The organism is Streptomyces sp. VNUA24, assembly GCF_029167005.1.
In the GTDB taxonomy this organism is placed as follows: domain Bacteria; phylum Actinomycetota; class Actinomycetes; order Streptomycetales; family Streptomycetaceae; genus Streptomyces; species Streptomyces scabiei.
In genome coordinates, this window is record NZ_CP119143.1 from 4,646,102 (window position 1) to 4,670,337 (window position 24,236).

At 72.2% G+C, this 24,236-nt stretch carries 22 protein-coding genes and 1 pseudogene; 9 read left to right on the forward strand and 14 right to left on the reverse strand.

Annotation, left to right across the window (positions count from 1 at the left end; all coding sequences use genetic code 11):
- Nucleotides 1-97 precede the first annotated feature (97 nt).
- From PYR72_RS19515 to PYR72_RS19525, 3 genes are all read right to left on the reverse strand, one after another.
- A complete protein-coding gene (locus PYR72_RS19515; RefSeq protein ID WP_275456532.1) occupies nt 98-1,168 on the reverse strand; it encodes an LCP family protein in 1,071 nt (356 codons plus the stop codon).
- A gap of 59 nt (nt 1,169-1,227) precedes the next feature.
- On the reverse strand, nt 1,228-2,625 hold the full coding sequence (locus tag PYR72_RS19520; RefSeq protein ID WP_275456533.1) for an endo-1,4-beta-xylanase: 1,398 nt from the start codon (nt 2,623-2,625) through the stop codon (nt 1,228-1,230).
- A gap of 658 nt (nt 2,626-3,283) precedes the next feature.
- A complete protein-coding gene (locus tag PYR72_RS19525) occupies nt 3,284-4,345 on the reverse strand; it encodes a LacI family DNA-binding transcriptional regulator (RefSeq protein WP_275456534.1) in 1,062 nt (353 codons plus the stop codon).
- A gap of 129 nt (nt 4,346-4,474) precedes the next feature.
- Between PYR72_RS19525 and PYR72_RS19530 the strand changes: the two genes are divergently transcribed.
- From PYR72_RS19530 to PYR72_RS19545, 4 genes are read left to right on the forward strand one after another with little or no spacing between them, the layout of a single operon-like run.
- Nucleotides 4,475-5,839 (forward strand): extracellular solute-binding protein, encoded by a 1,365-nt coding sequence (locus PYR72_RS19530; RefSeq protein ID WP_275456535.1) that lies wholly within the window; start codon nt 4,475-4,477, stop codon nt 5,837-5,839.
- Entirely contained in the window at nt 5,836-6,759 is a 924-nt protein-coding gene (locus PYR72_RS19535) for a sugar ABC transporter permease (RefSeq protein WP_275456536.1), read from the forward strand. The genes PYR72_RS19530 and PYR72_RS19535 overlap by 4 nt, the downstream gene beginning before the upstream one ends.
- Before the next feature lie 19 nt (nt 6,760-6,778).
- Nucleotides 6,779-7,669, forward strand: a complete 891-nt coding sequence (locus tag PYR72_RS19540) for a carbohydrate ABC transporter permease (protein WP_275460460.1) — start codon at nt 6,779-6,781, stop codon at nt 7,667-7,669.
- Nucleotides 7,670-7,726: 57 nt separating this feature from the next.
- On the forward strand, nt 7,727-10,012 hold the full coding sequence (locus PYR72_RS19545) for a glycoside hydrolase family 3 N-terminal domain-containing protein (RefSeq protein WP_275456537.1): 2,286 nt from the start codon (nt 7,727-7,729) through the stop codon (nt 10,010-10,012).
- 10 nt (nt 10,013-10,022) lie between these two features.
- Here the strand turns inward: PYR72_RS19545 and PYR72_RS19550 are convergent, their stop codons facing one another.
- Complete coding sequence (locus PYR72_RS19550) at nt 10,023-10,274, reverse strand: DUF397 domain-containing protein (protein WP_013001381.1); 252 nt, start codon at nt 10,272-10,274, stop codon at nt 10,023-10,025.
- On the reverse strand, nt 10,271-11,119 hold the full coding sequence (locus tag PYR72_RS19555; RefSeq protein ID WP_275456538.1) for a helix-turn-helix transcriptional regulator: 849 nt from the start codon (nt 11,117-11,119) through the stop codon (nt 10,271-10,273). The genes PYR72_RS19550 and PYR72_RS19555 overlap by 4 nt, the downstream gene beginning before the upstream one ends.
- A 118-nt stretch (nt 11,120-11,237) precedes the next feature.
- On the opposite strand from PYR72_RS19555, the gene PYR72_RS19560 reads away from it, so the two are divergent.
- Nucleotides 11,238-11,975, forward strand: a complete 738-nt coding sequence (locus tag PYR72_RS19560) for a PH domain-containing protein (protein ID WP_275456539.1) — start codon at nt 11,238-11,240, stop codon at nt 11,973-11,975.
- Here PYR72_RS19560 and PYR72_RS19565 read toward each other — a convergent pair.
- The 4 genes from PYR72_RS19565 to tsaB are packed head-to-tail and all read right to left on the reverse strand — an operon-like array spanning nt 11,929 to nt 14,484.
- Nucleotides 11,929-12,183, reverse strand: coding sequence for a hypothetical protein (locus PYR72_RS19565; protein ID WP_275456540.1), 255 nt, complete (start codon nt 12,181-12,183; stop codon nt 11,929-11,931). The genes PYR72_RS19560 and PYR72_RS19565 overlap by 47 nt on opposite strands.
- On the reverse strand, nt 12,180-13,295 hold the full coding sequence (gene tsaD / locus PYR72_RS19570) for a tRNA (adenosine(37)-N6)-threonylcarbamoyltransferase complex transferase subunit TsaD (RefSeq protein ID WP_275456541.1): 1,116 nt from the start codon (nt 13,293-13,295) through the stop codon (nt 12,180-12,182). The genes PYR72_RS19565 and tsaD overlap by 4 nt, the downstream gene beginning before the upstream one ends.
- A gap of 14 nt (nt 13,296-13,309) precedes the next feature.
- The gene (gene rimI, locus PYR72_RS19575) at nt 13,310-13,822 is read right to left on the reverse strand and encodes a ribosomal protein S18-alanine N-acetyltransferase (protein ID WP_275456542.1); all 513 of its coding nucleotides are present in this window, start codon (nt 13,820-13,822) and stop codon (nt 13,310-13,312) included.
- The gene (gene tsaB / locus PYR72_RS19580; protein WP_275456543.1) at nt 13,819-14,484 is read right to left on the reverse strand and encodes a tRNA (adenosine(37)-N6)-threonylcarbamoyltransferase complex dimerization subunit type 1 TsaB; all 666 of its coding nucleotides are present in this window, start codon (nt 14,482-14,484) and stop codon (nt 13,819-13,821) included. The genes rimI and tsaB overlap by 4 nt, the downstream gene beginning before the upstream one ends.
- A 124-nt stretch (nt 14,485-14,608) precedes the next feature.
- Here tsaB and PYR72_RS19585 point away from each other — a divergent pair, with 124 nt between their 5' ends.
- A complete protein-coding gene (locus PYR72_RS19585) occupies nt 14,609-15,169 on the forward strand; it encodes a hypothetical protein (protein ID WP_275456544.1) in 561 nt (186 codons plus the stop codon).
- Nucleotides 15,170-15,595: 426 nt separating this feature from the next.
- Here the strand turns inward: PYR72_RS19585 and PYR72_RS19590 are convergent, their stop codons facing one another.
- From PYR72_RS19590 to PYR72_RS19610, 5 genes and pseudogenes are all read right to left on the reverse strand, one after another.
- Nucleotides 15,596-15,787 carry a hypothetical protein gene (locus PYR72_RS19590; protein WP_275456545.1) on the reverse strand — a complete coding sequence of 64 codons (192 nt, stop codon included), beginning with the start codon at nt 15,785-15,787 and terminating at the stop codon, nt 15,596-15,598.
- A 161-nt stretch (nt 15,788-15,948) separates the two neighbouring features.
- Entirely contained in the window at nt 15,949-16,473 is a 525-nt protein-coding gene (gene tsaE, locus PYR72_RS19595; RefSeq protein WP_275456546.1) for a tRNA (adenosine(37)-N6)-threonylcarbamoyltransferase complex ATPase subunit type 1 TsaE, read from the reverse strand.
- Nucleotides 16,439-17,686, reverse strand: a complete 1,248-nt coding sequence (locus PYR72_RS19600; protein ID WP_275456547.1) for an alpha/beta hydrolase — start codon at nt 17,684-17,686, stop codon at nt 16,439-16,441. The genes tsaE and PYR72_RS19600 overlap by 35 nt, the downstream gene beginning before the upstream one ends.
- A gap of 246 nt (nt 17,687-17,932) precedes the next feature.
- Entirely contained in the window at nt 17,933-19,093 is a 1,161-nt protein-coding gene (gene alr / locus PYR72_RS19605) for an alanine racemase (RefSeq protein ID WP_275456548.1), read from the reverse strand.
- An 85-nt stretch (nt 19,094-19,178) separates the two neighbouring features.
- Nucleotides 19,179-20,115, reverse strand: a pseudogene (locus PYR72_RS19610) (L,D-transpeptidase).
- Between the two features lie 170 nt (nt 20,116-20,285).
- Here PYR72_RS19610 and glmS point away from each other — a divergent pair.
- The 3 genes from glmS (at nt 20,286) to PYR72_RS19625 (ending at nt 24,186) form a co-directional block, all read left to right on the forward strand.
- Entirely contained in the window at nt 20,286-22,133 is a 1,848-nt protein-coding gene (gene glmS, locus PYR72_RS19615) for a glutamine--fructose-6-phosphate transaminase (isomerizing) (RefSeq protein ID WP_275456549.1), read from the forward strand.
- A 31-nt stretch (nt 22,134-22,164) separates the two neighbouring features.
- The gene (locus PYR72_RS19620; protein WP_013001393.1) at nt 22,165-22,536 is read left to right on the forward strand and encodes a holo-ACP synthase; all 372 of its coding nucleotides are present in this window, start codon (nt 22,165-22,167) and stop codon (nt 22,534-22,536) included.
- 207 nt (nt 22,537-22,743) lie between these two features.
- Nucleotides 22,744-24,186, forward strand: a complete 1,443-nt coding sequence (locus tag PYR72_RS19625; RefSeq protein ID WP_275456550.1) for an NAD(P)H-hydrate dehydratase — start codon at nt 22,744-22,746, stop codon at nt 24,184-24,186.
- The last annotated feature ends 50 nt before the right edge of the window (nt 24,187-24,236 follow it).

Consider the following 24,236-nt stretch of genomic DNA (forward strand, 5'->3'; position numbering starts at 1 on the left):
GCGTCGAACGGCCGCACCCCGGATCGACACGGTCGCCGAAATTTCCGGGAGAAGTTTTTCGCCCCCGCTCGCCCCGGCGCGCTGCGGCGGCCGCCCGCTACTTCAGCGACTCCCAGAGCTTTTTCGCCTCGGGTTCCCGTGCCACCACCCGGTTGCTGTCGTACGGGGCGGGCGCGACCGGCATCATCACGGTCGTGGTGGCGGCGGAGGACAGGCCCTCCAGGCTCCGGCCGAGGCGCACCAGGTCGGTGATCGAGGCGAGGCCGGTGTCCGTCGTGAGGCTCGCGGTGACCGCGTCGGCGGCCCGGTAGAGCTGCGCGGGGTTCGTCAGGAGGTCGGTCGAGGAGATCTGGTCCAGCAGGGCCTTCACCAGCTTCTGCTGGAGGCCGATACGGCCGAGGTCGCTGCCGTCGCCGATGCCGTGGCGGGTGCGGGCGAGGGCGAGCGCCTGCTCGCCGTCGAGGTGGTGGGTGCCCGCGGCCAGCTTGAGGTGGCTGTCGGCGTCGTCGATGTCCTCGTCCGTGGTGACCGTGACCCCGCCGAGCGCGTCGACGAGCTTGGCGAAGCCGGCGAAGTCGATCTCCATGTAGTGGTCCATGCGGACGCCCGTCATCGACTCGACCGTCTTCACCGCGCAGACCGGGCCGCCGACCGCGTACGCGCTGTTGAACATCGCGTTGTACGCCACCGCCGTCGAACCGCCCGACTCCAGCGGGCAGGACGGGCGGGTGACCAGGGTGTCGCGGGGGATGCTGACGACGGTCGCCCCGGTCCGGCCCTCGTCGACGTGGACGACCATCGCCGTGTCCGAGCGGGCGCCCGCGCCCTCGTCGCCACCGCCGAGCGCGGCGTTCTCCTTGCCGCTGCGGGAGTCGGAGCCGAGGACGAGGATGTTGAGCGCGCCGCTCGGCAGGGGGTCGGGGGTGGCCGACGCCTCGGGTGCGGCCGTCGTGGTGGTTCTCGCGGGGCGGTCGTCGCCGAGCGCGGTGTTGATGTCGACGCCCTTGATGTTGGCGTTGAGCCGCCAGAACGTCCAGCCCAGCCCGCTCGCGGCGAGCACGAGGACGCCGGCGAGGGCGAAGCCGGCGATCTTCAGCCGGCGCCGCCGTCTGCCCGCGTCCCCGTTGTCCTCGTCCCCGCGCCCGTTTCCTTCACCCGTCACACACATGAACGTACGTCCGAATTGTTACGGCGAGGAACTGCCTGCCGCGTTTCCTTCGGAAATTCTCAGACTTCGCGGGCTTCTCGGCCGAGGGTCACGGTCGGCACCGGGTTGGTGCCGCTCCAGGTGCCGTTGAAGCCGAAGCTCACCGAACCGCCGCTCGGGACGCCGCCGTTCCAGGAGGCGTTGGAGCAGCTGACGGCCGTGCCGGTCTGGGTGCAGGTCGCGTTCCACGCCTGGGAGACCTGCTGGCCCGCGCCGAAGGTCCAGGCGACCCGCCAGGAGGAGAGCGAGGAGCCGGCGGCGCAGCGGATCGTCACGTTGCCGGTGAAGCCGGTGTTCCACTGGCCGGCGACGGTGTACGCCGCCGAGCAGCCGTCCGGGACCGGGGGGTCGGTGACCGTGCCGCCGAGGGCCGTCACGATGCCGTGGTAGGCGGGTTTCGGGGCGTAGTTCTCGTCGTACGGGGTGGCCGCGCCCTCGCCCGGGAAGACGTCCGGGATCCAGGAGTCGGAGTCGGTGAAGCCCCAGACGGTGACGGCGGTGCAGCGGGTCACGGCGACGCACGCCTTCACCACGGCGTCGTACTCGGTGCGCTGCTGGGCCAGTTTGGCCTGGGTGGCCGGGAGTTGCATCCGGATGTCGAGTTCCGTGATGGCGACGTCCACGCCGAGGTCGGCGAAGCGCTGGATGTTCTGCTGGAGGGTGGCGGGGACCTGGCCGAGGATCAGGTGGGCCTGGAGGCCGACGCCGTCGATCGGGACGCCGCGTGCCTTCAGGTCGCGGACCAGGTTGTAGAGGGCCGTGCTCTTGGCGTTGACGCCCTCGACGTTGTAGTCGTTGATGTAGAGCTTGGCGGTGGGGTCCGCGGCTCGGGCGGCGGTGAGGGCCTGGGCGATGTAGTCGGTGCCGAGGCCGTTGTACCAGAGGGTCCGGCGGTAGGTGCCGTCCTCGTTGAAGGGCTCGTTCACCACGTCCCAGGCGGCGAGGCGGCCCTTGTAGCGGCCGACCTCCAGTGCGATGTGGTCCTTCATCAGCTGGCCGAGCTGGGCGGGGGTCCAGGTGCCGTTCTGCAGCCAGTCGGGGTTCTGGCTGTGCCAGACCAGGGTGTGGCCGCGTACGTCCTGGTCGTGGGCCTCGGCGAAGTCGACGATCCGGTCGGCCTCGGTCCAGTCGAAGGTGCCTCGGGTGGGCTCGACGGAGGCCCATTTCATGGCGTTGCCCGGGGTGAGCCAGTTGAACTCCCTCGCCGCGATCTCGCCGTAGGTGCCGGTGAGCTTGGAGCCGGTCACGGCGGTGCCGATGCCTTTGCCCTTGGCTGCGGCGAGGTCCCGTAGGGGCGGGTCGGCGGCGTGGGCGGCGTTCGCGGTGGGGGCGGTGGCGATCAGGGCGGCGGCGAGGGTGGTGAGGGTGGCGAGCAGCGGGGTGATCCGGGCTCGCCTGGGATTTCTGGGGGTTCTCATTGCGGGTGCCTCCGAAAGTTTCGGTTGTGCATCCGATTGACTGCGGAGGAGTGTGGAGGGGGTTGTGCGAGTCGTCAATACATCAACTTTTGGCCATGGCGCTCTGCTTGGGGTGGGGTGGGGGTGTGCGGGGTGCGGTTTGTGGTCGGGTGCCGCGCCGTCGGGGTCTTTCGCGCAGTTCCCCGCGCCCCTGGGAAGAGCGGCAGCGCGGCTGCCTGGTGCGGGCCGTTGCCGGGTCTCCCGCCGTGGGGGTTGATCGCGCAGTTCCCCGCGCCCCTAGAAACCGGCAGCCCACCTGCCTGGTGCGGGCCGTTGCCGGGCCCCCCGCCGTGGGGGTTCTTCGCGCAGTTCCCCGCGCCCCTAGAAACCGGCAGCCCACCTGCCTGGTGCGGACCGTTGCCGGGCCCCCCGCCGTCGGGGTTCTTCGCGCAGTTCCCCGCGCCCCTAGAAACCGGCAGCCCACCTGCCTGGTGCGGACCGTTGCCGGGCCCCCCGCCGTCGGGGTTCTTCGCGCAGTTCCCCGCGCCCCTAGAAACCGGCAGCCCACCTGCCCAGTACGGATCGCTGCCGGGCCCCCCGCCGTCGGGGTTGATCGCGCAGTTCCCCGCGCCCCTGGAAAGATCGCGGCGTTCCCCGCGCCCCCCGGAATCGTGCCCCTTCAGGGCGCCGGGGGTGTGGTCGTGCTGCTTCGGACCACCAAGGTGGTTGCCAGTTCTACTCTTGTCGCCGTGGGTGGGGTGTCCTGGCGGCCCAGGTCCAGGACCAGGCGGGCTGCCGCTTCGGCCATCTTCATCAGGGGCTGGCGGACCGTCGTCAGCGGGGGGCCCACCCAGCGGGCGACCGGCAGGTCGTCGAAGCCGACCACGCTCAGGTCCTCCGGGATGCGCAGGCCCAGTTCGCGGGCGGCCTCGTAGAGACCGAGGGCCTGGAGGTCGTTGCCGGCGAAGACCGCCGTGGGGCGGTCGGGGCGGCGCAGCAGCTCCAGCCCCAGCCGGTAGCCGGTCTCGTGGTGGAAGTCCCCGGCCTTGATCAGGTCGGCCGCGACCGGCAGCCCGGCGGTCTCCAGCGCGGCCCGGTAGCCGTCGACCCGGGCGCGGCTGCAGATCATCCGTGAGGGCCCGCTGATGGCACCGATCCGCCGGTGCCCCAGTTCGACGAGATGGCGGGTCGCGGCGAGGCCCCCCTGCCAGTTGGTGGCGCCGATCGAGGGCACGTCGTCACCGGGGTCGCCCGCGGGGTCCATCACGACGAACGGGATGGAGCGGCTGGTGAGCAGGGCGCGCTGGGACTCGTCCAGCCCCGACAGGACGAGGACGACGCCGTGCGGGCGGCGCGCGGCGACCTGGTCGGCCCAGGTGCGGCCGGGGGTGAGCCTCCCCGCGCTCTCGGAGAGGACCACGCTCAGGCCCTCCTCGCGCGCGACGTTCTCGACTCCCCGGATGACCTCCATCGCCCACGCGCTCTCCAGCTCGTGGAAGACCAGGTCGATGAGGGGTGACCGGCTCGCCTCGGCGCGCCGGCGGCGGTAGCCGTACTCGCGCAGCAGCTCCTCGACACGGGTGCGGGTCGCGGGCGCGACGTCCGCACGGCCGTTGAGCACCTTCGAAACAGTCGGAGCCGAAACGCCGGCCTGCCGGGCGATCTCGGCGAGCGTCGCGGTCTGCGTGGACTGGGACGCACGTGCTCTTGTCTGGATTTCCTCGGGCTTCGCGGGCTTCATGAGCGGGATCGTATCCCTGCGCGACCTCTTGACGAACCCTTTCGGCGGCCATACGTTCCCGGAACATTCGAAGTGTCATCCGAAACATTCGTCTTGTCGAACGGCTGAACATTCGCGAAGGGTGCTGTCATGGAGTCGAGTAGAGGTCAGGCCGCCGGTACGAGCACGGGCGCCCGGCCGTTCAGCAGGCGCTGGTTCCTCGGTGCCGGTTCCGCCTCGTTGCTCACCGCGGGCCTGGGCACCGGCCTCACCGCCTGCGGCTCCGGCGGTGGAGCCGGCGGCGGGGACGGCAAGACGCTCACGGCGTTCGTCTACGGCGACGACGCGGTGAAGGTCCAGCAGGCGAGCGTCGACCGGTTCAACAAGTCGGCCGCGGCGAAGAAGGCCGGCGGCACGGTCAAGCTGCAGAAGGTCCCCGGCTCCGACTACTCCCCCAAGCTCCGCACGGCGATGGGCTCGCCCAGCGCCCCGGACATCTTCTTCAACTGGGGCGGCGGCTCGATCAAGCCGTACGAGGACGCGGGCAAGCTCGTCGACCTCACCGACATCATCGACGACGACCCGGTGCTCAAGAACGGCTTCCTGCCCTCGGTGCTCTCGGCCGGTGACCTCAAGGGCCGCCACTACGGCATCCCGATGCGCGGCATGCAGCCGGTGATCCTCTTCTACAACAAGTCCGTCTTCGCCGAGCACAAGCTCCAGCCGCCCACCACCTGGGACCAGCTGCTCGACAACAACGCGAAGCTGAAGAAGGCCGGGATCACCCCCTTCGCCCTCGGCGGCTCCGACCTGTGGCCCAACCTGATGTGGCTGGAGTACCTGGTCGACCGGCTCGGCGGCCCCCAGGTCTTCAAGCGCATCCAGGACGGCGACTTCGAGGGCTGGGGCGACCCCGCGATGCTCAGGGCCGCCGAACTGGTCAAGGAACTCGTCGACGACGGCGCCTTCGGCTCCAAGTTCACCTCGGTGTCGTACGTCAACGGCGGCGCCCCCGCGGTCTTCGCGCGCGGCAAGGCCGCCATGCACCTGATGGGCTCCTGGGAGTACTCGACGCAGCTCGGCAAGTTCCCGGACTTCGCCAAGAGCAATCTCGGCTGGGCCCCCTTCCCGACCGTCGAGGGCGGCACCGGCGATGTCCGCAACGTCGTCGGCAACCCCACCAACTACTGGTCCATCAACGCCCGGACGAAGAACAAGGACCTGGCCGTCGGCTTCCTCAAGGACTGCGCCTCGGAGGCGTACGCGAAGGCCCTGATCGACAACGGCGACGTGCCGACCACCTCGAACGCGGCCGCCCTCCTCGGCTCCGCGCCGAACCCCGAGTACGCGAAGTTCCAGTACGACATGGTGCAGAAGGCCCCCGCCTTCACGCTCTCCTGGGACCAGGCGCTCGGCGACGGCCTCGGCACCAAGATGCACACGGAGATCGGCAAGCTGTTCGCGGGCAAGTCCTCGCCGAGCGAGTTCGTGACGGCGTGCAAGGGGCTCAAGTGACCGTCACGGTCGAGAAGGCCCCGGCGGCGGGAAAGGGGCCGACGGCGCGGAAGGGGCCGGAGCACCGCGCGAGCCGCGCCGGCCGTCCGCACGCCGCCTGGGCCCTTCCCGGTGTCCTGTTCTTCACGTTCTTCGCGGTCGTCCCGATGGCCCTCGCCCTCTACCTCTCCTTCACCAGCTGGGACGGTCTGGGCGACCCGCGGCCGGTCGGCCTCGACAACTGGCGCAAGCTCCTCGACGACCCGCGGATGACCCAGTCCCTGTGGCTGACCGTCGTCCTGACGGTCGCCAGCTGGGTCTTCCAGACGGTCATCGCCCTGCTGCTCGGCGTCTGGGCGGCGGGCCGGCAGCGCAACCGCGCGATCCTGTCCGCGGTCTTCTTCGTGCCGTTCCTGCTCTCCTCCACGGCGATCGCGATCCTGTTCTACGCCCTGCTCGACCCGAACTTCGGCATCATCCAGGCGGACACCCTGGGCTCGCAGAGCGGCGCGTTCCTCGCGATCGTCTTCGTCGGCGGCTGGCAGTTCATCCCCTTCCACACCCTGATCTACCAGGGCGGGGCCCGCCAGATCCCCGAAGTCCTCTACCAGGCCGCCGCCATCGACGGCGCCGGCCGCTACCGCCAGTTCTTCTCGATCACGCTGCCGCAGCTGCGGCACACGATCACCACGTCCACGGTCCTGATGGTCGTCGGCTCCCTGACGTACTTCGAGACGGTCCTGATCCTCACCAAGGGCGGCCCCGGCACGGACACCGCGATCCTGCCGTACCTGATGTACGAGGCCGGCTTCAAGACGTACGACTTCGGCTACGCGAGCGCCATCGCGTCGTTCCTGGTCATCGCCGCCACGGGCCTCTCGCTGGTCCTGGTCCGGCTGACGGGCTTCGGCGCCATGCGCAGCACCCGCGAAGGGATGTGACGGAGTGTCACACGACACGTTGGCGCGCCCCACGAGGACCCGGCAGCCGGACGGGAGCCCGTCCACGGAGTCGCCCCGGCGCCGCCGGCACTGGACCCGGCGCGCCAACCCGGTCGCGGGCCTGGGCGCGTTCGTCTGGCTGGTCATCGTCCTGATCCCGATCTACGCGATGCTGTCGGCGTCGCTCACGGGCGCGGACAAGGCCCTGACGGGCAACCCCCTCAAGCCTCCCACCGACCCGACCCTCGACAACTACAACACCGTCCTCACCAGCGGCTTCGGTCATCTGATGAGCAACACGGTGATCGTCGCCGTCTCGGTCGTGGGCATCGTCCTGGTGCTGTCTATCCCGCTCGCGTACGTGGCTGTCCGCACCCGGGACCGCTGGTCGAACGCCGCGTTCCGGCTGTTCCTCCTGGGCGTGGCGATCCCGGCGCAGGCGGTGGTCGTGCCGTTGTACCTGCTGATCGCCAAACTCGACCTCTACGACACCCTCCTGGCCGTCATCCTGCCGACGGCCGCCTTCGCGATGCCGGTCTCCGTGCTGGTCCTGGTCGGCACCCTGCGGGACGTCTCGGAGGACCTGTACGAGGCGATGGCCCTGGACGGCGCCTCACCTCTGCGGGTGCTCTTCCAGCTGACGATCCCGCTCGCCAAGGGCGGCATCAGCACGGTCGTCATCTTCTCCGCGCTGCAGGCGTGGAACGGCTTCCTCTTCCCGCTGATCTTCACCCAGTCCGACGGCCCCCGCGTGCTCACCCTCGGACTGTTCAACTACGTCAGCCAGTTCGGCGTCAACATCCCCGCCCTGCTCGCCTCGGTCGTCCTCTCCGGCATCCCGATCTTCGCCGTGTACCTGGTGGCGCGGCGGGCGCTGGTGGGCGGGCTGATGGGCGTGGGCGGCAAGTGACCCCCCTGCTTCGGCACCCGCGACCTTCTGAAACTCGCCGACCCCTGAAGGAGTTTCATGACAACCCCTTGGCGTGACCCGGCCCTGCCCGCAGCGGCCCGGGTCGACGACCTGCTCTCCAGGATGACCCTGGAGGAAAAGACCGCGCAGCTGTACGGCGTGTGGGTGAAGAACGACGCGAACGGTGAGGACATCGCCCCCGACGAGGCGGGCATGACGGAGGCGTTCGACTTCGACGAGCTGATCACCCGGGGCCTCGGCCAGCTGACCCGCGTCTTCGGCACGGCCCCCCTCGACCCGGCCGAGGGCGCCAAGGTGCTGGCCCGCTTCCAGCGCCGCATCATGGCCGCGAACCGCTTCGGCATCCCGGCCGTCGCCCACGAGGAGTGCCTGGCCGGTTTCACCAGCTGGCGCGCCACGGCGTACCCGGTCCCCCTCGCCTGGGGCGCGACCTTCGACCCCTCGCTCGTCGAGGAGATGGCCCGGAACATCGGCCACGACATGGCGTCGGTCGGCGTCCACCAGGGCCTGTCCCCCGTCCTGGACGTCGTCCGCGACCCGCGCTGGGGACGGGTCGAGGAGACCGTGGGCGAGGACCCGTACCTGGTGGGCACCATCGGCTCGGCGTACGTACGGGGCCTGGAGTCGGCCGGGATCGTGGCCACGCTGAAGCACTTCGCCGGGTACGCCGCCTCAGTGGGCGCCCGCAACCACGCGCCCGTGCGCGCGGGCGTCCGCGAGTTCGCCGACGTGGTCCTGCCGCCCTTCGAGATGGCGCTGCGCGAGGGCGGCGCCCGCTCGGTCATGGCCGCGTACACGGAGACCGACGGCGTCCCGGTCTCGGCCGACCGGCGCCTGCTCACCGAAGTCCTGCGCGACGACTGGGGCTTCACCGGCACCGTCGTCTCCGACTACTTCGCCATCGGCTTCCTGGAGACCAACCACCGCGTGGCGGGCAGCCGCGCCGAGGCCGCGCACGCCGCGCTGGCCGCCGGCGTCGACGTGGAGCTGCCGAGCCTGCGCTGCTACGGCGAGCCCCTGATCGAGGCCGTGAAGACGGGCGAGATCCCCGAGTCCCTGGTGGACCTCGCCGCGCGCCGCGTCCTGCTCCAGAAGTGCGAACTGGGCCTCCTGGACGAGGGCTGGACCCCCGAGCCGGCCACCGCCGCCGCGGACCTCGACCCCCCGCGCAACCGCGCCCTGGCCCGCCGCCTGGCCGAGGAGTCGGTGGTCCTGCTGGACAACCCCGGCGGCGTGCTGCCGCTCGCCCCCGACCTGCGGATCGCGGTCGTGGGCCCCCGCGCCGACGACCCGCTCGCCATGCTGGGCTGCTACTCCTTCCCGTCCCACGTCCTGCCCGCCCACCCCGGCACCGCCCTCGGCATCGAGATCCCGACCGTCCTTGCGTCCCTGCGCACGGAACTCCCCGACGCGAAGATCACGTACGCCGCCGGCAGCACGGTCGACGGCACCGACACCGGCGGGTTCCCCGAGGCGGTCGCCCGTGCCTCCGAGGCCGACGTCTGCGTGGCGGTCCTCGGCGACCGCGCCGCACTCTTCGGCCGGGGCACCTCCGGCGAGGGCTGCGATGCGGAGGACCTCCGGCTGCCGGGCGTCCAGGCGAAGCTGCTGGACGCGCTGGTCGCCACGGGCACCCCGGTGGTCCTGCTCCTGCTGACCGGCCGCCCCTACGCGCTGGGCCGCTGGAACGGCCGTCTGGCGGCCACCGTGCAGGCGTTCTTCCCCGGGGAGGAGGGCGGCCCGTCGGTGGCGGGCGTGCTGTCGGGCCGCGTCTCCCCCTCCGGCCGCCTCCCGGTCAGCGTCCCCGACCGCCCCGGCGGCCAGCCGTGGACGTACCTCCAGCCGCCCATGGGCCTGCTCGGCGGCGCGAGCAGCATCGACCCGACCCCGCTGTACCCCTTCGGGCACGGCCTGTCGTACACGACGTTCGCATGGACGGACTTCGAGAACGAGGGGTACGACGTGTCGGTGACCGTCCGCAACACGGGTGAGCGGGCGGGTGCGGAGGTGGTCCAGCTGTACCTGCACGACCCGGTGGCCTCGGTGACGCGCCCCGACACGCGTCTGATCGCCTACCAGCGGCTGGAGTTGGGGCCCGGGGATGCCTCGCGGGTCACGTTCCGCTTCCACCCCGACGTCTCGTGCTTCGCGGACCGCTCGGGACGGCTCGTGGTGGAACCGGGTGCCCTGGAACTGCGCCTGGGCGCGTCCAGCACGGACATCCGCCACCGCGCCGCGCTGACGGTGGAGGGCCCGGTACGGGAGGTCGGCCCGGACCGCCGGCTGCATTGCGAGACGGAGGTCCGGGCCGCAGAGAGCTGAGGTCTGCGGTTCAGTCCGCCTGGGCCGCCGCGTGCACGACGAACGCGGCCCAGGCGGCGGGGCCGAGGCCGAGGTGGGGGCGGGTGGTGTCTTTGGAGTCCCGGATGTGGATGGTGGTGGGGGTGGGGGCGACCTCTATGCAGTTGTCACCCTGGGTGCCACTGTAGGTGGACCTGTGCCACTCCAGGGCGACTTCGATGCAGCTGTCACCCTGGTCCGTGCTGTAGCTGGACTTGAACCAAGCGAGTTCGGCGGTAGTCATAGGGTTCCTCGCAGTCGCTCCAGCAAGCTCACGGAGTCTTCCGGAGTGAGAGCCTGCGACCGCAGTTTCGCATAACGCTGGTTGAGGAGAGCCACGTCCTTCGCGTCAGCGATGAGCCGACCGTTCATGTGCCCTTCGGCATAGGCGAGCCGCCGCCCGTCCGGTGTCTCCACCAGTTGGAGCGGCCCCGACAGACTGGCATGCTGCGTGCGCTTCAACGGCATGATCTGAAGGCTCGCGTTACGCAACGCGGCGCACTCCAGCAAGTAGTCCAAGAGGCAGCGCGTCACTTCCTGGCCACCCAACCCCCGCAGGAGCACGCTCTCTTCGATGATGAAGCTGAACGAGGTGTTGGGGCGCTCCCGCAACAGTTGCTGTCGCTCCATCCGGACAGCCACCTGCGTGTCCAACTCGCCGTCGGTGAGGGGCGGGACCGCGTTCTCGAAGACCGCCCGGACGTACGACTCCGGCTGCAACAGGCCCGGCACAAGCCTGCACTCGTACGTATCCAGAACGGCGGCCTCCTGCTCCAACCTCGCCCACGTCCTGAACCAAGCCGCCAACCCCGGCTGTCGAGCCATGTGTTGGAAAGCGCCCCGCACCGCCCCCGTGCCGCCCGTGGCCTCCTCCGCCAGTTCCACGAACCGCTGGTCCGCGAGCCGTCGCCCCAGCTCGATGGAGGCGACAGAATGCCGGGACAGATGGACGAGCGCCCCGAACTCCTCCCGGCTCACCCCCGCATGCTCGCGCAGCGCCCGCACCACCGCCCCGAACGCCCGCATGCTGTCCGACGACTCGGGCTCACCGCCCGGCCCCTGCGCCGCCCACTCCACACCGTGCACCATCGACCCAGAGTGACCGCACGATCACGGTACTGTCCATCGAACAGCCGCGTACTCCCCGTTCCGTACGCGCGAGGGGCACCCTTACCCCACGTTCACCGAGGGCGGCTATAACGGCGCGGTGGACGACGGCATCGAACGGGAGTACCGAAGACGGCGCAGAGTACCGCCGGCCTTCCTCACCACGCTGGTCGCGGCGGCGCTGATCATCGCGAGCGCGCTGCACGCGATGGCGACGCTCGGCCCGTCGGGCTGGAACGTGCTGGCCGTGGCAGCCTGGGCGGCCACGGTGAGCCGGGTGGTGCTGGAGCAGTGGCGGGCGCGGACGTCGGTCACGGCCGACGGGATCACCGTCCGGGGACCGCTGCGCACGCGCCACTGGGCGTGGCCGGACGTCTACGGCATCCGGGTCGAGGACAACAAGGGCGGCGTCCCCCGCTGGTCGGGGTACCTCTACGCCTTCGACGGGCGCCGGGCCCGCCTCCCCCACCTCGACGAGTACCAGCTGGCCGACCCGATCGCCGAGGTCGCCGACCTGTACGCCACCGCCCTGCGGCTCGGGCTCACCTCGGCCGAGGAGCGGCCGGAGGTGGAGGCGCGCATCGCGCGAGGGGCGCGGCGGCGCACGGCGGCGCGGCGGGCGGTGATCGCGAGCCTGGTCGTCGCGGGCGTCATGCTCGTGGTCGACATGGGGATGGCGTTCACCGACCGGCCGCCCCACACCTGGCTCCTGGTCGGGGGCGTGCCGCTGCTCTGTCTCGCCCTCGGCTTCCCCGCCCTGGACCGGCTCGGTGAACGCCGCTACCGCCGCCTCAGCCGTCCAGCGACTCGAACCGCCACCGGTGGACCGCCCGGCTGACCAACTCCGCGCCGGGCTCGGGCAGTTCGGGCAGCTCGGCGTCGTACTCCGCGTCCCACCAGGTGATGACGAGCACCCGGTCCTGGGGCGCGCGCAGCGTCTCGCGCCGCAGCGGCCGTACGGGAAGCTCCTGGGCCCGCGCCCAGGCGAGCAGTTCGGAGCCCCGGCCCTCCACCGCCCGCGCCTCCCACATCAGCGCGACGGTCACGAGTAGAGGTTCTCCTTGCTCACCTCGTGCACGTGATCGTGGTCGTGGTCGTGGTGGTGTCCCGGCACGTGCGGTTCGGTCACCGGGAGGGAGGAGTCGGCGGAGAGGTCCCAGCTGGAGGCGGGACGGTTGCGGGCGACCATCTCCGCGCCGAGGGCCGCGACCATCGCGCCGTTGTCCGTGCAGAGCTTCGGGCGCGGTACCCGGAGCCGGATGCCCGCCTTCTCGCAGCGCTCCTGCGCCAGCGCCCGCAGCCGGGAGTTGGCGGCCACGCCGCCGCCGATCATCAGGTGGTCGACGCCCTCGTCCTTGCACGCGCGCACGGCCTTGCGGGTCAGCACGTCCACGACGGCCTCCTGGAAGGACGCCGACACGTCCCGCACCGGCACCTCCTCGCCGGCCGCCCGCTTCGCCTCGATCCAGCGGGCCACGGCCGTTTTCAGCCCGGAGAAGGAGAAGTCGTAGGCCGGGTCGCGCGGACCGGTGAGACCGCGCGGGAACGCGATCGCCGTCGGGTCGCCCTCGCGCGCGTACCGGTCGATGACGGGACCGCCCGGGAAGCCCAGGTTCAGCACGCGCGCGATCTTGTCGAAAGCCTCGCCCGCCGCGTCGTCGATGGTCGCGCCCATCGGCCGTACGTCCGAGGTGATGTCCGTGGAGAGCAGCAGCGACGAGTGGCCGCCGGACACCAGCAGCGCCATCGTCGGCTCGGGCAGTGCCCCGTGCTCCAGCTGGTCGACGCAGATGTGGGAGGCGAGGTGGTTGACGCCGTAGAGCGGCTTGCCGAGCGCGTACGCGTACGCCTTGGCCGCCGAGACGCCCACCAGCAGCGCGCCGGCGAGGCCCGGCCCGGCGGTGACGGCGATGCCGTCGAGGTCCTTCGGGCTCACGCCCGCTTCCTTCAGCGCGCGGTCGATGGTCGGCACCATCGCCTCCAGGTGCGCGCGGGAGGCGACCTCGGGGACCACCCCGCCGAAGCGGGCGTGCTCGTCGACACTCGACGCGATCGCGTCGGCCAGCAGGGTCGTGCCGCGCACGACGCCGACACCGGTCTCGTCGCAGGAGGTCTCGATCCCCAGGACCAGCGGTTCGTCAGCCATTGACCTTGCCATCCCTAGCCCTATGCCTAGCCATTGATCTCGGTTCCTTGTACGGATGCGGAAGGGTCGTTGAGGCGCATGACGAGGGCGTCCACGTTCCCCGGCTGGTAGTAGCCGCGGCGGAAGCCGATCGCCTCGAAGCCGAAGCGTTCGTAGAGCTTCTGGGCGCGGACGTTGTCGACCCGGCATTCGAGCATCACCTGGGCGCACTCGAAGGAGGTGGCGGCCCGCAGCAGCTCGGTGAGGATCAGCGCGCCGAGGCCGGTGCCCCAGTGTTCACGGGCGACGGCGATGGTCTGTACGTCGGCGGTGTCCCCGGCGGAGGCCAGGCCCCCGTAGCCGATGATCCGCCTGCCGCCGTCACCTCCGGCCTCCTCGGCGACGTAGTACCGCCGGGTCGCGTGGGGTCCGCGCGCGTGGGCGAGGTCCGACCAGAACATGCCGCGGGACCAGGCGTCCTCCGGGAAGAGGTCCTTCTCCAGCTCCAGGACGGGCTCGATGTCCCACCAGCGCATCTCGCGCAGCACCGGGGTCGTCACTTGGGGGTGACCACCTTGTAGTTCTTGGGCACCTGGGCGTCGGGCCGCCGCAGGTACAGCGGCCGGGGCGCCTCCAGTTCCGCGCCCGAGGCCAGCCGCTCGGCGGCCAGCGCCGCGAGGGCGGCCGCGGAGACGAGCTCGGGCCCGCGGGCGTCCGGGAAGACGTCGGGGTAGAGGACCGCGCCGGCCCCGACGGCGGGCAGTCCGGCCACGGTGTCGGCGATGTCGGCGGGCCGGTCGACGGCGGGTTCGGTGGTTCTCGTCCGCGGGTCCGCGTACCGCGCCCAGTACACCTCCTTGCGCCGGGCGTCGGTGGCCACCACGAACGGCCCCTCGACCGTGCCCTCGGCACCGGCCGCGTACGCGAGTCCGTCGAGGGTGCACAGGCCGTGGACGGGGACCCCGAGGACGAGGCCGAAGGTGTCGGCGGTCATGAGGCCGACGCGCAGCCCGGTGTACGGGCCGGGGCCGATGCCCACGACGATGCCGGTGACGGCGTCGAGGCGGGTGCCCGCCTCGGCGAGAACCCGGTCGACGGCGGGCAGCAGCAGTTCCCCGTGGCGTCGCGCGTCCACCTGGCTCGACGCGGCGACGACGTCCGTCCCGTCGTGCAGCGCGACGGTGACGGCGGGGGTGGCGGTATCCAGAGCGAGCAAGAGCACGCAAACAGCCTACGGCGCTTCGGGCCGGGCCACGGCCGACCCGGTACACGTCCCCTCTGCTGCTACCGTCACAGCACAGACGTGCTTCAAAGGCGTACGTGGGTACGAGAGGTGGACTCAGAAGGTGGCCAGCAGCAGCTCGGTATTCGTGGCCGGGCTCACCGCGGCGGCGGTCGCCGCAGTCGGTTTCCTCGCCTATCAGGCGTCGGCGCACGTGCCCGACGACCTCGGGAAGCCGTCTCCCTCCAAGTCCTCGGCACTTCCGAAGTCCAAGGCTCCCGGTGAGCGGAAGAAGGACACGGAGAAGCTCCTTCCCGAGGGCTCGGGCACCGGCGAACGCGTCGTCTACTCCCTGGACGGCGACCGCGTCTGGCTGGTCGGCGCCAACGAGAAGGTCACCCGCACGTTCGAGGTCACCCCCAGCACGGTCGACCCCACCCCCGCGACCTACACGGTCTCGTCCCGCTCCGCCGCCGTCACCGGCTCCGACGGCACCCCCATCGAGAACGTCGTCCGCTTCGCCACGGTCGACGGCGTCTCCATCGGCTTCAGCGCGGCGGTGGACGGCTCCACCCCCGAACCGGACCCCGCCACCAAGACGGGCGGCATCCGCGAGTCCCGCAAGGACGGCAAGGCGATGTGGCTGTTCGCGGGCATCGGCACAAAGGTGGTCGTGGTCAAGTAGGGGTCCGACGTGGCCGCCGGGGGACTGCTGGTCACCTGGGGTTCCGATGGCAGCCGGGTGCTTTCTTGGTCACCGACCAGCGGAATCGCCGGTCACTTCCAGGGGCGCGGGGAACTGCTGGTGGCCGAGCGCCCTCTTAGTCACCGACCAGGGGCACCGCCGGTCTTTTCAGCGGCGCGGGCAGCCGGGCGCTTTCTTGGTCACCGGCCAGCGGAATCGCCGGTCTTTTCAGGGCGCGGGCAGCCGGGCGCCTTCTTAGCCACCGGCCAGGGGCACCGCCGGTCATTCCAGGGGCGAGGGCAGCCGAGCGCTCTCCTAGTCACCGGCCAGCGGAATCGCCGGTCATTTCAGGGGCGCGGGGAACTGCGCGACCAGCCCCCACCCACCCGCAGCCGCGCACGCACCGAGACCACCCCACCCGGAGCGCTACGCCGCAGCCCTGGGACGCCGCTCACCCACCCCGCGCCGCCCCTCCCCCTTGACCGGCGGAGCCACAGGCGGCGCAGACGGCGGTGTCGAGACAGCCCGCGCCGCCGCACACGAAGCCAGAAGGTCCCGCATCGACACCCCGCCCGCCCCGGAGAAGGACGGCCTCGGCCTGTGTTCCGCTGTCGACATGGACGCCTCCTGGTGCCGGGCGAGCCAGGTTAGGTACACCTAACCAAGAACTGTCCCCATGTGACCACGCCGAGGACACCCCGCGCAACACTTACCGACACCCCGTCGGAACCCCCCGCCCCACCCAGCGGAGCGCAAACGCGGAGCGCAAACGCGGAGCGTCACGCCGAGAGCACACCCAGCTCCACCGACGCCCACCGTTCACCCAGCCCGGTGACGGTCACCAGCCGTACCTCGTCCGTGGTGTCCCCGACGGCCCGGTGGATGACGACGCTCAGCCGGTCGTCCGTCAGCTCCTCGACCTTCCCCTCGCCCCACTCCACCACGATCACCGAATCGGGCAGGGAGACGTCGAGGTCGAGGTCCTCCATCTCGTCGAGCCCGCCGCCCAGGCGGTACGCGTCGACGTGGACGAGCGGCGGCCCCGCCACCAGCGAGGGATGCACCCGGGCGATGACGAAGGTCGGCGAGGTGACCGCTCCCCGCACCTCCAGCCCCTCCCCGAGCCCCCGGGTGAGGGTGGTCTTCCCGGCGCCCAACTCCCCGTTGAGCATCACGAGATCGCCCGCGCGCAGGAGCTTGGCCAGGCGACGGCCCAGCTCCAGCATCTGGTCGGGTGAATGGACGGTGATCCGCAGGGACGGCCCGGACTCACCCGGGGCGTGCGGTGCTGCTGGCGCTTCCATAACCAGTAACGGTAGCCCCCGCCGGCACGGCCCCCGCCCGGGTGAGCAGGTCCGCGAGCCGGTCGGTCACCACCTCGGGGTGCTCCAGCATCACCAGATGCCCGGCGTCCGGCACGAGCACCAGCTCCGCGTCCGGCAGCAGATCGGCGATGGCCTCGCTGTGCTCGCTCGGCGTGACGAGGTCCTTCACCCCGGCCAGCACGAGCACCGGCAGCTCCGCGAAGGCCACGAGCGCCTCGGTCTTGTCGTGCTCGGTGAACGCCGGATAGAACTCGGCGACCACGTCGATGGGCGTGCCCTCGATCATCCGTTCGGCGAACCGCGCGACCGCCGGGTCGACGTCCCGCGAGGCGAACGAGTACCGCTTGATGATCCCGGCGAACAGATCGGCGGTCGCCCGCCGCCCCCGCTCCACCAGCGCCGCCTGCTGCCCCAGCGCCTTCAGCACCCCGGGCAGCACCCGCCGCACCGCGTTGACGCCCGCGACCGGCAGCCCGAAGTTGACCTCGCCGAGCCGCCCCGAGGACGTACCGACCAGAGCGACGGCCACGACCCGCTCGCGGATCAGCTCGGGGCTGTGCGCGGCCAGCGCCATGACGGTCATCCCGCCCATGGAGTGCCCGACGAGCACGATGGGCCCCTCGGGCACGGCCGCGTCGATGACGGCCCGCAGGTCGCGCCCGAGCTGGTCGATGGCGACCGGCTGACCGTCCCTCACCTGGGCCACGCCCCGGCCGGAGCGGCCGTGGCTGCGCTGGTCCCAGTGCACGGTCCGCACGACCCCGCGCAGCGCGGCCCGCTGGAAGTGCCAGGAGTCCTGGTTGAGGCAGTAGCCGTGGCTGAAGACGACGGTGACCGGGGCGGGGGCCTTGCGGCCGAAGAGGCGGCGTCTGCGGGGCGAGAGCCCGGCCTCGGGCTCGACGTCGTCGACCTCGTAGTACAGCTCGGTGCCGTCGTCGGCGTACGCCTTGCCGGGGGTGCCGCGCAGCGTCCCGTACGGGCCGGTGGAGTCGAGCGCGAGCTGGGCCTTGCGGCGCATGCCGCGTCCGACGGTGAGCCGCTCTATGGCGACGCCCGCCGCCGCGCCCGCCGCGACCACGCCTATCGCCGCCCCCGCGACACCCGCTCTGCGCCAGATGCCGTCACCGGACGCGGCCGAGGCGGCGGCCGCGCTCGCGACGGCCTCCACGGCCTCCGCGCTGCTCTCGCTCACGTCCCGCTCCTCTTCGCCGACGTCCGGTCCCGCTGCCGGTCCCGCCACCACTGTCGCTGTCGCTCCGCACATCCGTACGGAGTGTCCAGTCCTGTACGTCTTTCACTTACTCGTGTTCGGGGGCCGCCCGCTCATGCCCGTGCCCGGACGTGCCCCGGATCACACCCCGGTTCACACCCGGCGCGCCCGCGCCGGACACCCGTGATCACATCCTCGGGGGCCGCGCGCGTGGCCGCACGCGCCCGGTCATTCACCCGTATCGACGTAGACGCGCGGGACACGGGTTCCGATGCGCGTCACGATCTCGTACGCGATGGTCCCGGCCGCCTGCGCCCAGTCCTCGGCGGTCGGCTCGCCCCGGTCACCGGCCCCGAACAGCACGACCTCGTCCCCGGCGACGGGTTCGTCCCCGCCGAGGTCGACGACGAACTGGTCCATGGCGACCCGGCCCGCGACCGTCCGCCACTTGCCGCCGACGAGGACGGGCCCGGTGCCGGAGGCGTGCCGGGGGATGCCGTCCGCGTAGCCGACGGGGACCAGGCCGAGGGTGGTGGCGCCGGGCGTGACGTAGTGGTGGCCGTAGCTGACACCGTGGCCGGCGGGGACGTGCTTGACCAGCGCGAGGGAGGCGCTGAGCCGCATGACGGGTCGCAGCCCGAGGTCGGCCGCGCTGCCCAGCTCCGGGCTGGGCGAGACGCCGTAGACCGCGATGCCCGTCCGGACGAGGTCGAAGTGCGCGTCCGGAAGGGTGAGCGTGGCCGGGGAGTTGGCGATGTGCCGCACCTCGGGGCGGACGCCCTGCTCCTCGGCGTGGGCGACCATGTCGCGGAAGCGGGTGAGCTGGGCCTCGATGGAGGGGTGACCGGGCTCGTCGGCGCAGGCGAAGTGCGACCAGAGTCCGGTGACCTTCACCAGCCCCTCGGCCTCGGCCCGCAACGCCTCGGTGACGAGTTCCGGCCAGTCGCCGGGCGCGCAGCCGTTGCGTCCGAGCCCGGTGTCGGCCTTGAGCTGCACCCGCGCGCGCAGTCCGGCGGCGCGGGCGGCCTCGGTGACCTCCCGCAGCGCCCACAGCCCGCTGACCGCGACGTCGATGTCGGCCTCGACCGCCTCGCGCCAGGGTCCGCCCGGCGCCCACAGCCAGCACATCAGCCGCCCGGACAGACCCGCCGCCCGCAGCGCCAGCGCCTCCTCCGGCGTGGCCGTCCCGAGCCAGGTCGCGCCGGCCTCGACGGCGGCCCGGGCACACCGGACGGCCCCGTGGCCGTACGCGTCGGACTTGACGACGGCCATCAGTTCGGCACCCGCCGCCCGCGCGCGCAGGGTCCGCACATTGGCCCGCAGGGCATCCAGATCGATCTCGGCACGGGCCCGCAGGGGCGCGCTCCGCAGAGGTGCTGTCTCACTCATGTCAGCCCCAGTGTCTCAGAGCCACGGACGTCCCCTTCGAACGGGCGCGGCCCCTGACGTACGAACGACCCCGCCCGCGCCCGCCTCACTTCCCCGGCCGCTTCCCCCACACGAAGACCCGGTCCTTCGTCTTCAGCACCCCCCACAGCGTCCGCGCGTCCCCGCAGGTTCACACAGCCCATGGACCCGATCTCCGTGTAGAGGGACCCGTAGACGGCGTGGAACGCCTGTCCGCCGCTGAAGAACTGGCTGTACGGCATAGGCGTGTTGTAGAGCGTCGACCAGTGGTTCTTGTGCTTCCAGTACACCTTGTGCCACCCCGCCCTGGTCGGGTACGCCTTCCGCCCGCTGCGCATCGGCACCGGCCCGAACACCACCTTCTTCCCCTTCTGCACCCAGGTCAGCTGCCGCGACAGATCCACGCACGCCACGCGGTACGTCCGCACCGGGCACTTCCCGGCCGCGTTGGGGTTCTTGCGGGCGGCCAGCAGCTGCATCCGCGCCCAGGTCACCGGCCCCGCGAAGCCGATCGCCGGCTTGATGCGCTGCTTGATCTGGAACGCCCGGATCGCCAGACAGTCGGCCCGCGACTGCTTCCCGTCCACCTTCCGCCGCAGATACCGCTCGACCTGCCGCTGGTAGGGCCCCACCAGCTTCGTACAGGTGACGGCGGCCGCGGCGAACGCCTGGGCCTCGCCGAGCGGCACGTACTCGATGAGGTCGTACGTCCCGGCCGCCGCGCGCCTCGGCTCCACCGCGTCCTCCGCCGCGCCGGGCGCGTACACCCGGGGCGGGAGCGCCTGGTCCGGCGTGTCGATCTGCCAGGGCTGGTGCGGGCCGGGCGGCACACCCGGGACGAGGGGGCCGTCGCCGGACGGAACGGCGGAGCGGAGCGGCACGCGGGGAGCCGCGGCGGCGTTGGCGTCGGCGGGGAGCGCGGTCACCAGGGCGGGGAACAGGGCGAGGCACACGGCCAGGGTCCGCAACCTCGGCCGCCCGCTCGTCATATGTCGGCTCGTCATGTGATCAGCCATACGTGCCGCACTCGCCCGGGTGAGGTCGCCGCGCGTACGGTCACCCGATATGCGCGGAGGAAGTCACCCGATATGCGGGCTCACCGGACACCACCGGCGTCACGTACAGTCACCCTTGGCACACGACAGGTCGCGAGCGGTACGACACAGGGGTTGATATGTGCGGAATCGTGGGATACGTCGGCGCACAGTCCGCGCTCGACGTGGTCCTGGCCGGGCTGAGGCGGCTGGAGTACCGGGGGTACGACTCCGCGGGCGTGGCGGTCCTCGCCGACGGGGGCCTGGCCGCCGCGAAGAAGGCGGGGAAGCTGGTCAACTTGGAGAAGGAGCTGGTCGGCCGCCCGCTGCCGACCGGATCGACCGGCCTCGGCCACACCCGCTGGGCCACCCACGGCGGCCCCACCGACGCCAACGCCCACCCGCACCTGGACAACGCGGGCCGGGTCGCCGTCGTCCACAACGGCATCATCGAGAACTTCGCCGCGCTGCGGGCCGAACTGGCGGGACGCGGCCACGACCTGCTCTCCGAGACGGACACCGAGGTCGTCGCCCATCTGCTCGCCGAGGAGTTCTCCTCGTGCGACGACCTCGCGGAGGCCATGCGCCTGGTGTGCCGCCGGCTGGAGGGGGCGTTCACGCTGGTCGCGGTGCACGCGGACGCGCCGGACGTGGTCGTGGGCGCCCGCCGGAACTCGCCGCTGGTCGTCGGGGTCGGCGAGGGCGAGGCGTTCCTCGCCTCGGACGTGGCCGCGTTCATCGCCCACACCCGCTCGGCGATCGAGCTGGGCCAGGACCAGGTGGTCGAGCTGCGCCGCGACGGCGTCACGGTCACGACGTTCGACGGCCGCCCCGCCGAGGTCCGCTCCTACCACGTCGACTGGGACGCGTCGGCGGCCGAGAAGGGCGGCTACGACTACTTCATGCTCAAGGAGATCGCCGAGCAGCCCAAGGCGGTCGCGGACACCCTCCTCGGCCGTATCGACGCGGCGGGCACCCTGAGCCTGGACGAGGTCCGCATCCGCGACGCGGAGCTGCGCGAGCTGGACAAGGTCGTCATCGTCGCGTGCGGTACGGCCTTCCACGCCGGCCTGATCGCCAAGTACGCCATCGAGCACTGGACGCGGATCCCCTGCGAGGTGGAGCTGGCGAGCGAGTTCCGCTACCGGGACCCGATCCTCGGCCCGCACACCCTGGTCGTCGCCATCTCCCAGTCCGGCGAGACCATGGACACGCTGATGGCCCTGCGGCACGCCCGCGAACAGGGCGCCCGGGTCCTCGCCATCTGCAACACCAACGGCTCGACGATCCCCCGCGAGTCCGACGCGGTCCTCTACACCCACGCGGGCCCCGAGGTGGCCGTCGCCTCCACGAAGGCGTTCCTGACCCAGCTGGTGGCCTGCTACCTCGTCGCCCTCTATCTCGGCCAGGTGCGCGGCACGAAGTGGGGCGACGAGATCCGGGCGGTGGTCCGCGACCTCTCCCGCATCTCCTGCGAGGTGGAGCGGGTCCTGGAGACGATGGAGCCGGTACGGGAGCTGGCGCGCACCCTCGCCGGCAAGGACACGGTCCTGTTCCTGGGCCGGCACGTGGGCTATCCGGTGGCCCTGGAGGGCGCCCTGAAGCTCAAGGAGCTGGCCTACATGCACGCGGAGGGCTTCGCGGCGGGCGAGCTGAAACACGGCCCGATCGCGCTGATCGAGGAGGACCTGCCGGTGGTCGTCGTGGTCCCCTCCCCCGCGGGCCGCTCCCTCCTGCACGACAAGATCGTCTCCAACATCCAGGAGATCCGCGCGCGCGGCGCCCGCACCATCGTCATCGCGGAGGAGGGCGACGAGGCGGTCGTCCCGTACGCCGACCACCTGATCCGCATCCCGGTGACCCCGACCCTGCTGCAACCGCTGGTCGCCACCGTCCCCCTCCAGGTCTTCGCGTGCGAACTGGCCACCGCCCGGGGCAACGAGGTGGACCAGCCGCGGAACCTGGCGAAGTCCGTGACCGTGGAGTGAGAGGCGCCGCGTCCACCGTAGGGTGCGGATCATGCCCATCATCGGAGTCGGCATCGACGTCGCCGAGATCGACCGTTTCCGCGCCTCGCTGGAGCGCACGCCCAGTCTGGCCGACCGTCTCTTCCTCCCGAGCGAACTGCTGCTGCCCAGCGGGGAACGCCGGGGCGTCGCCTCCCTCGCGGCCCGCTTCGCCGCGAAGGAGGCCCTCGCGAAGGCCCTCGGCGCGCCCAGCGGGCTGCGCTGGACCGACGCGGAGGTCTATGTGGAGCCCTCCGGCCAACCGCGCCTGCGGGTGTCCGGCACGGTGGCGTCCCGCGCCTCCGCGCTGGGCGTCACGTCCTGGCACATCTCCCTGAGCCATGACGCGGGGGTGGCGTCGGCGGTGGTGATCGCGGAGGGGTGAGGGGAGGTGGGTGCGCTGTCGGGTGCGGGTGGGTGGGGGCTGGTCGCGCAGTTCCCCGCGCCCCTGAAAAGCCGGGCTGCGCCCCAGGCTTTTCAGGCCCGCAGGGCCTGTGTCTTTCAGGGGCGCGGGGAACTGCGCGAGAAGCCCCACGCACCCGCACCCGACAACGCACCCCACCCGCACCCCACACAAGGCAGACTCGTCCCCATGCGCTCAGCCCACCGCGTAGAAACCGTCCGCACAGCCGAACGCACCCTCATGGCCCGCCTCCCCGACGGCGCCCTGATGCAGCGCGCGGCCGCGGGCCTGGCCGCCGCCTGCGCCGACATCCTCCCCCGCCGCGTCTACGGCAGCCGCGTCGTCGTCCTCACCGGCAGCGGCGACAACGGCGGCGACGCGCTGTACGCCGGCGCCCGCCTGGCACGGCGGGGCGCGGGAGTGACCGCCGTACTCCTCGCCCCCGACCGCACCCACCCGGCCGCCCTGCACGCCCTCCTCCGGGCAGGCGGCACCACCGCCACCCCCACCGCCGCCGACGCCCACATCCGCCGCGCCGGCCTCGTCCTGGACGGCGTCGTCGGCATCGGCGGCAAGGGCGGCCTGCGCCCGGAAGCGGCCCGCCTGGCCGCCCTGGTCGCCGCCTCCCCCGCCACCGTCGTCGCCGTGGACCTCCCGAGCGGCATCGAGGCGGACACCGGCGAGGTGCACGGCGAAGCCGTCCGCGCCGACCTCACCGTCACCTTCGGCACCCACAAGCCGGGCCTCCTCATCGACCCGGCCCGCACGTACGCCGGCTCGGTCCGGCTGGTCGACATCGGCCTCGCGGACACCCTCCCGGACACTCCCGCCCTGGAGTCCCTCCAGCACACCGACGTGGCCGCCCTCCTCCCCCGCCCGTCGCAGGAGAGTGACAAGTACCGCCGGGGGGTCGTGGGCATCGCGGCGGGCTCGGCCCGCTACCCGGGCGCGGCGGTCCTCGCGGTCGCCGGTGCCCTGCGCGGCGGCGCGGGCGCGGTCCGTTACGTCGGCGCGGCCGGCGACGCGGTCCTGGCCCGGTTCCCGGAGACCCTGGTCTCGGACACGGGCCCGAAGAAGGCGGGCCGCGTCCAGGCATGGGTCGCCGGCCCCGGAGCCGGCGACGACCCGGCCCCCGTCGCCGAAGCGCTCTCCACCGACGTCCCCGTCCTCCTCGACGCCGACGGCCTCCGCCTCGCCGACCGCGAGAGCGTACGCACCCGCACGGCCCCGACCCTGCTGACCCCGCACGCGGGCGAGGCCGCGGCCCTGCTCGGCATCTCCCGCGAGGAGGTCGAGGCGTCCCGCCTCACCGCCGTACGCGACCTGGCCCGCGCCTACGACGCGACGGTCCTCCTCAAGGGCTCCACCACCCTGATCGCGACCCCGGACCCCGGCACGCCGGTCCGTGTCAACGCCACCGGCACGCCCTGGCTCGCCACCGCGGGCAGCGGTGACGTCCTCTCGGGCCTGGCGGGCTCGCTCCTCGCCGCGGGGCTCTCCCCTCTGGACGCGGCGAGCGCGGCGGCGTACGTGCACGGTCTGGCGGGCCGCTACGCCGCCGACGGCGCCCCGGCGGGCGCCCATGACGTGGCGGAGTCGATCCCGGCGGCCTGGCGGGACATCACGGCCTGACGCCCACCGCCACCCTTTCCTCGACCGACCCTCTCCTCGACCGACCCTCT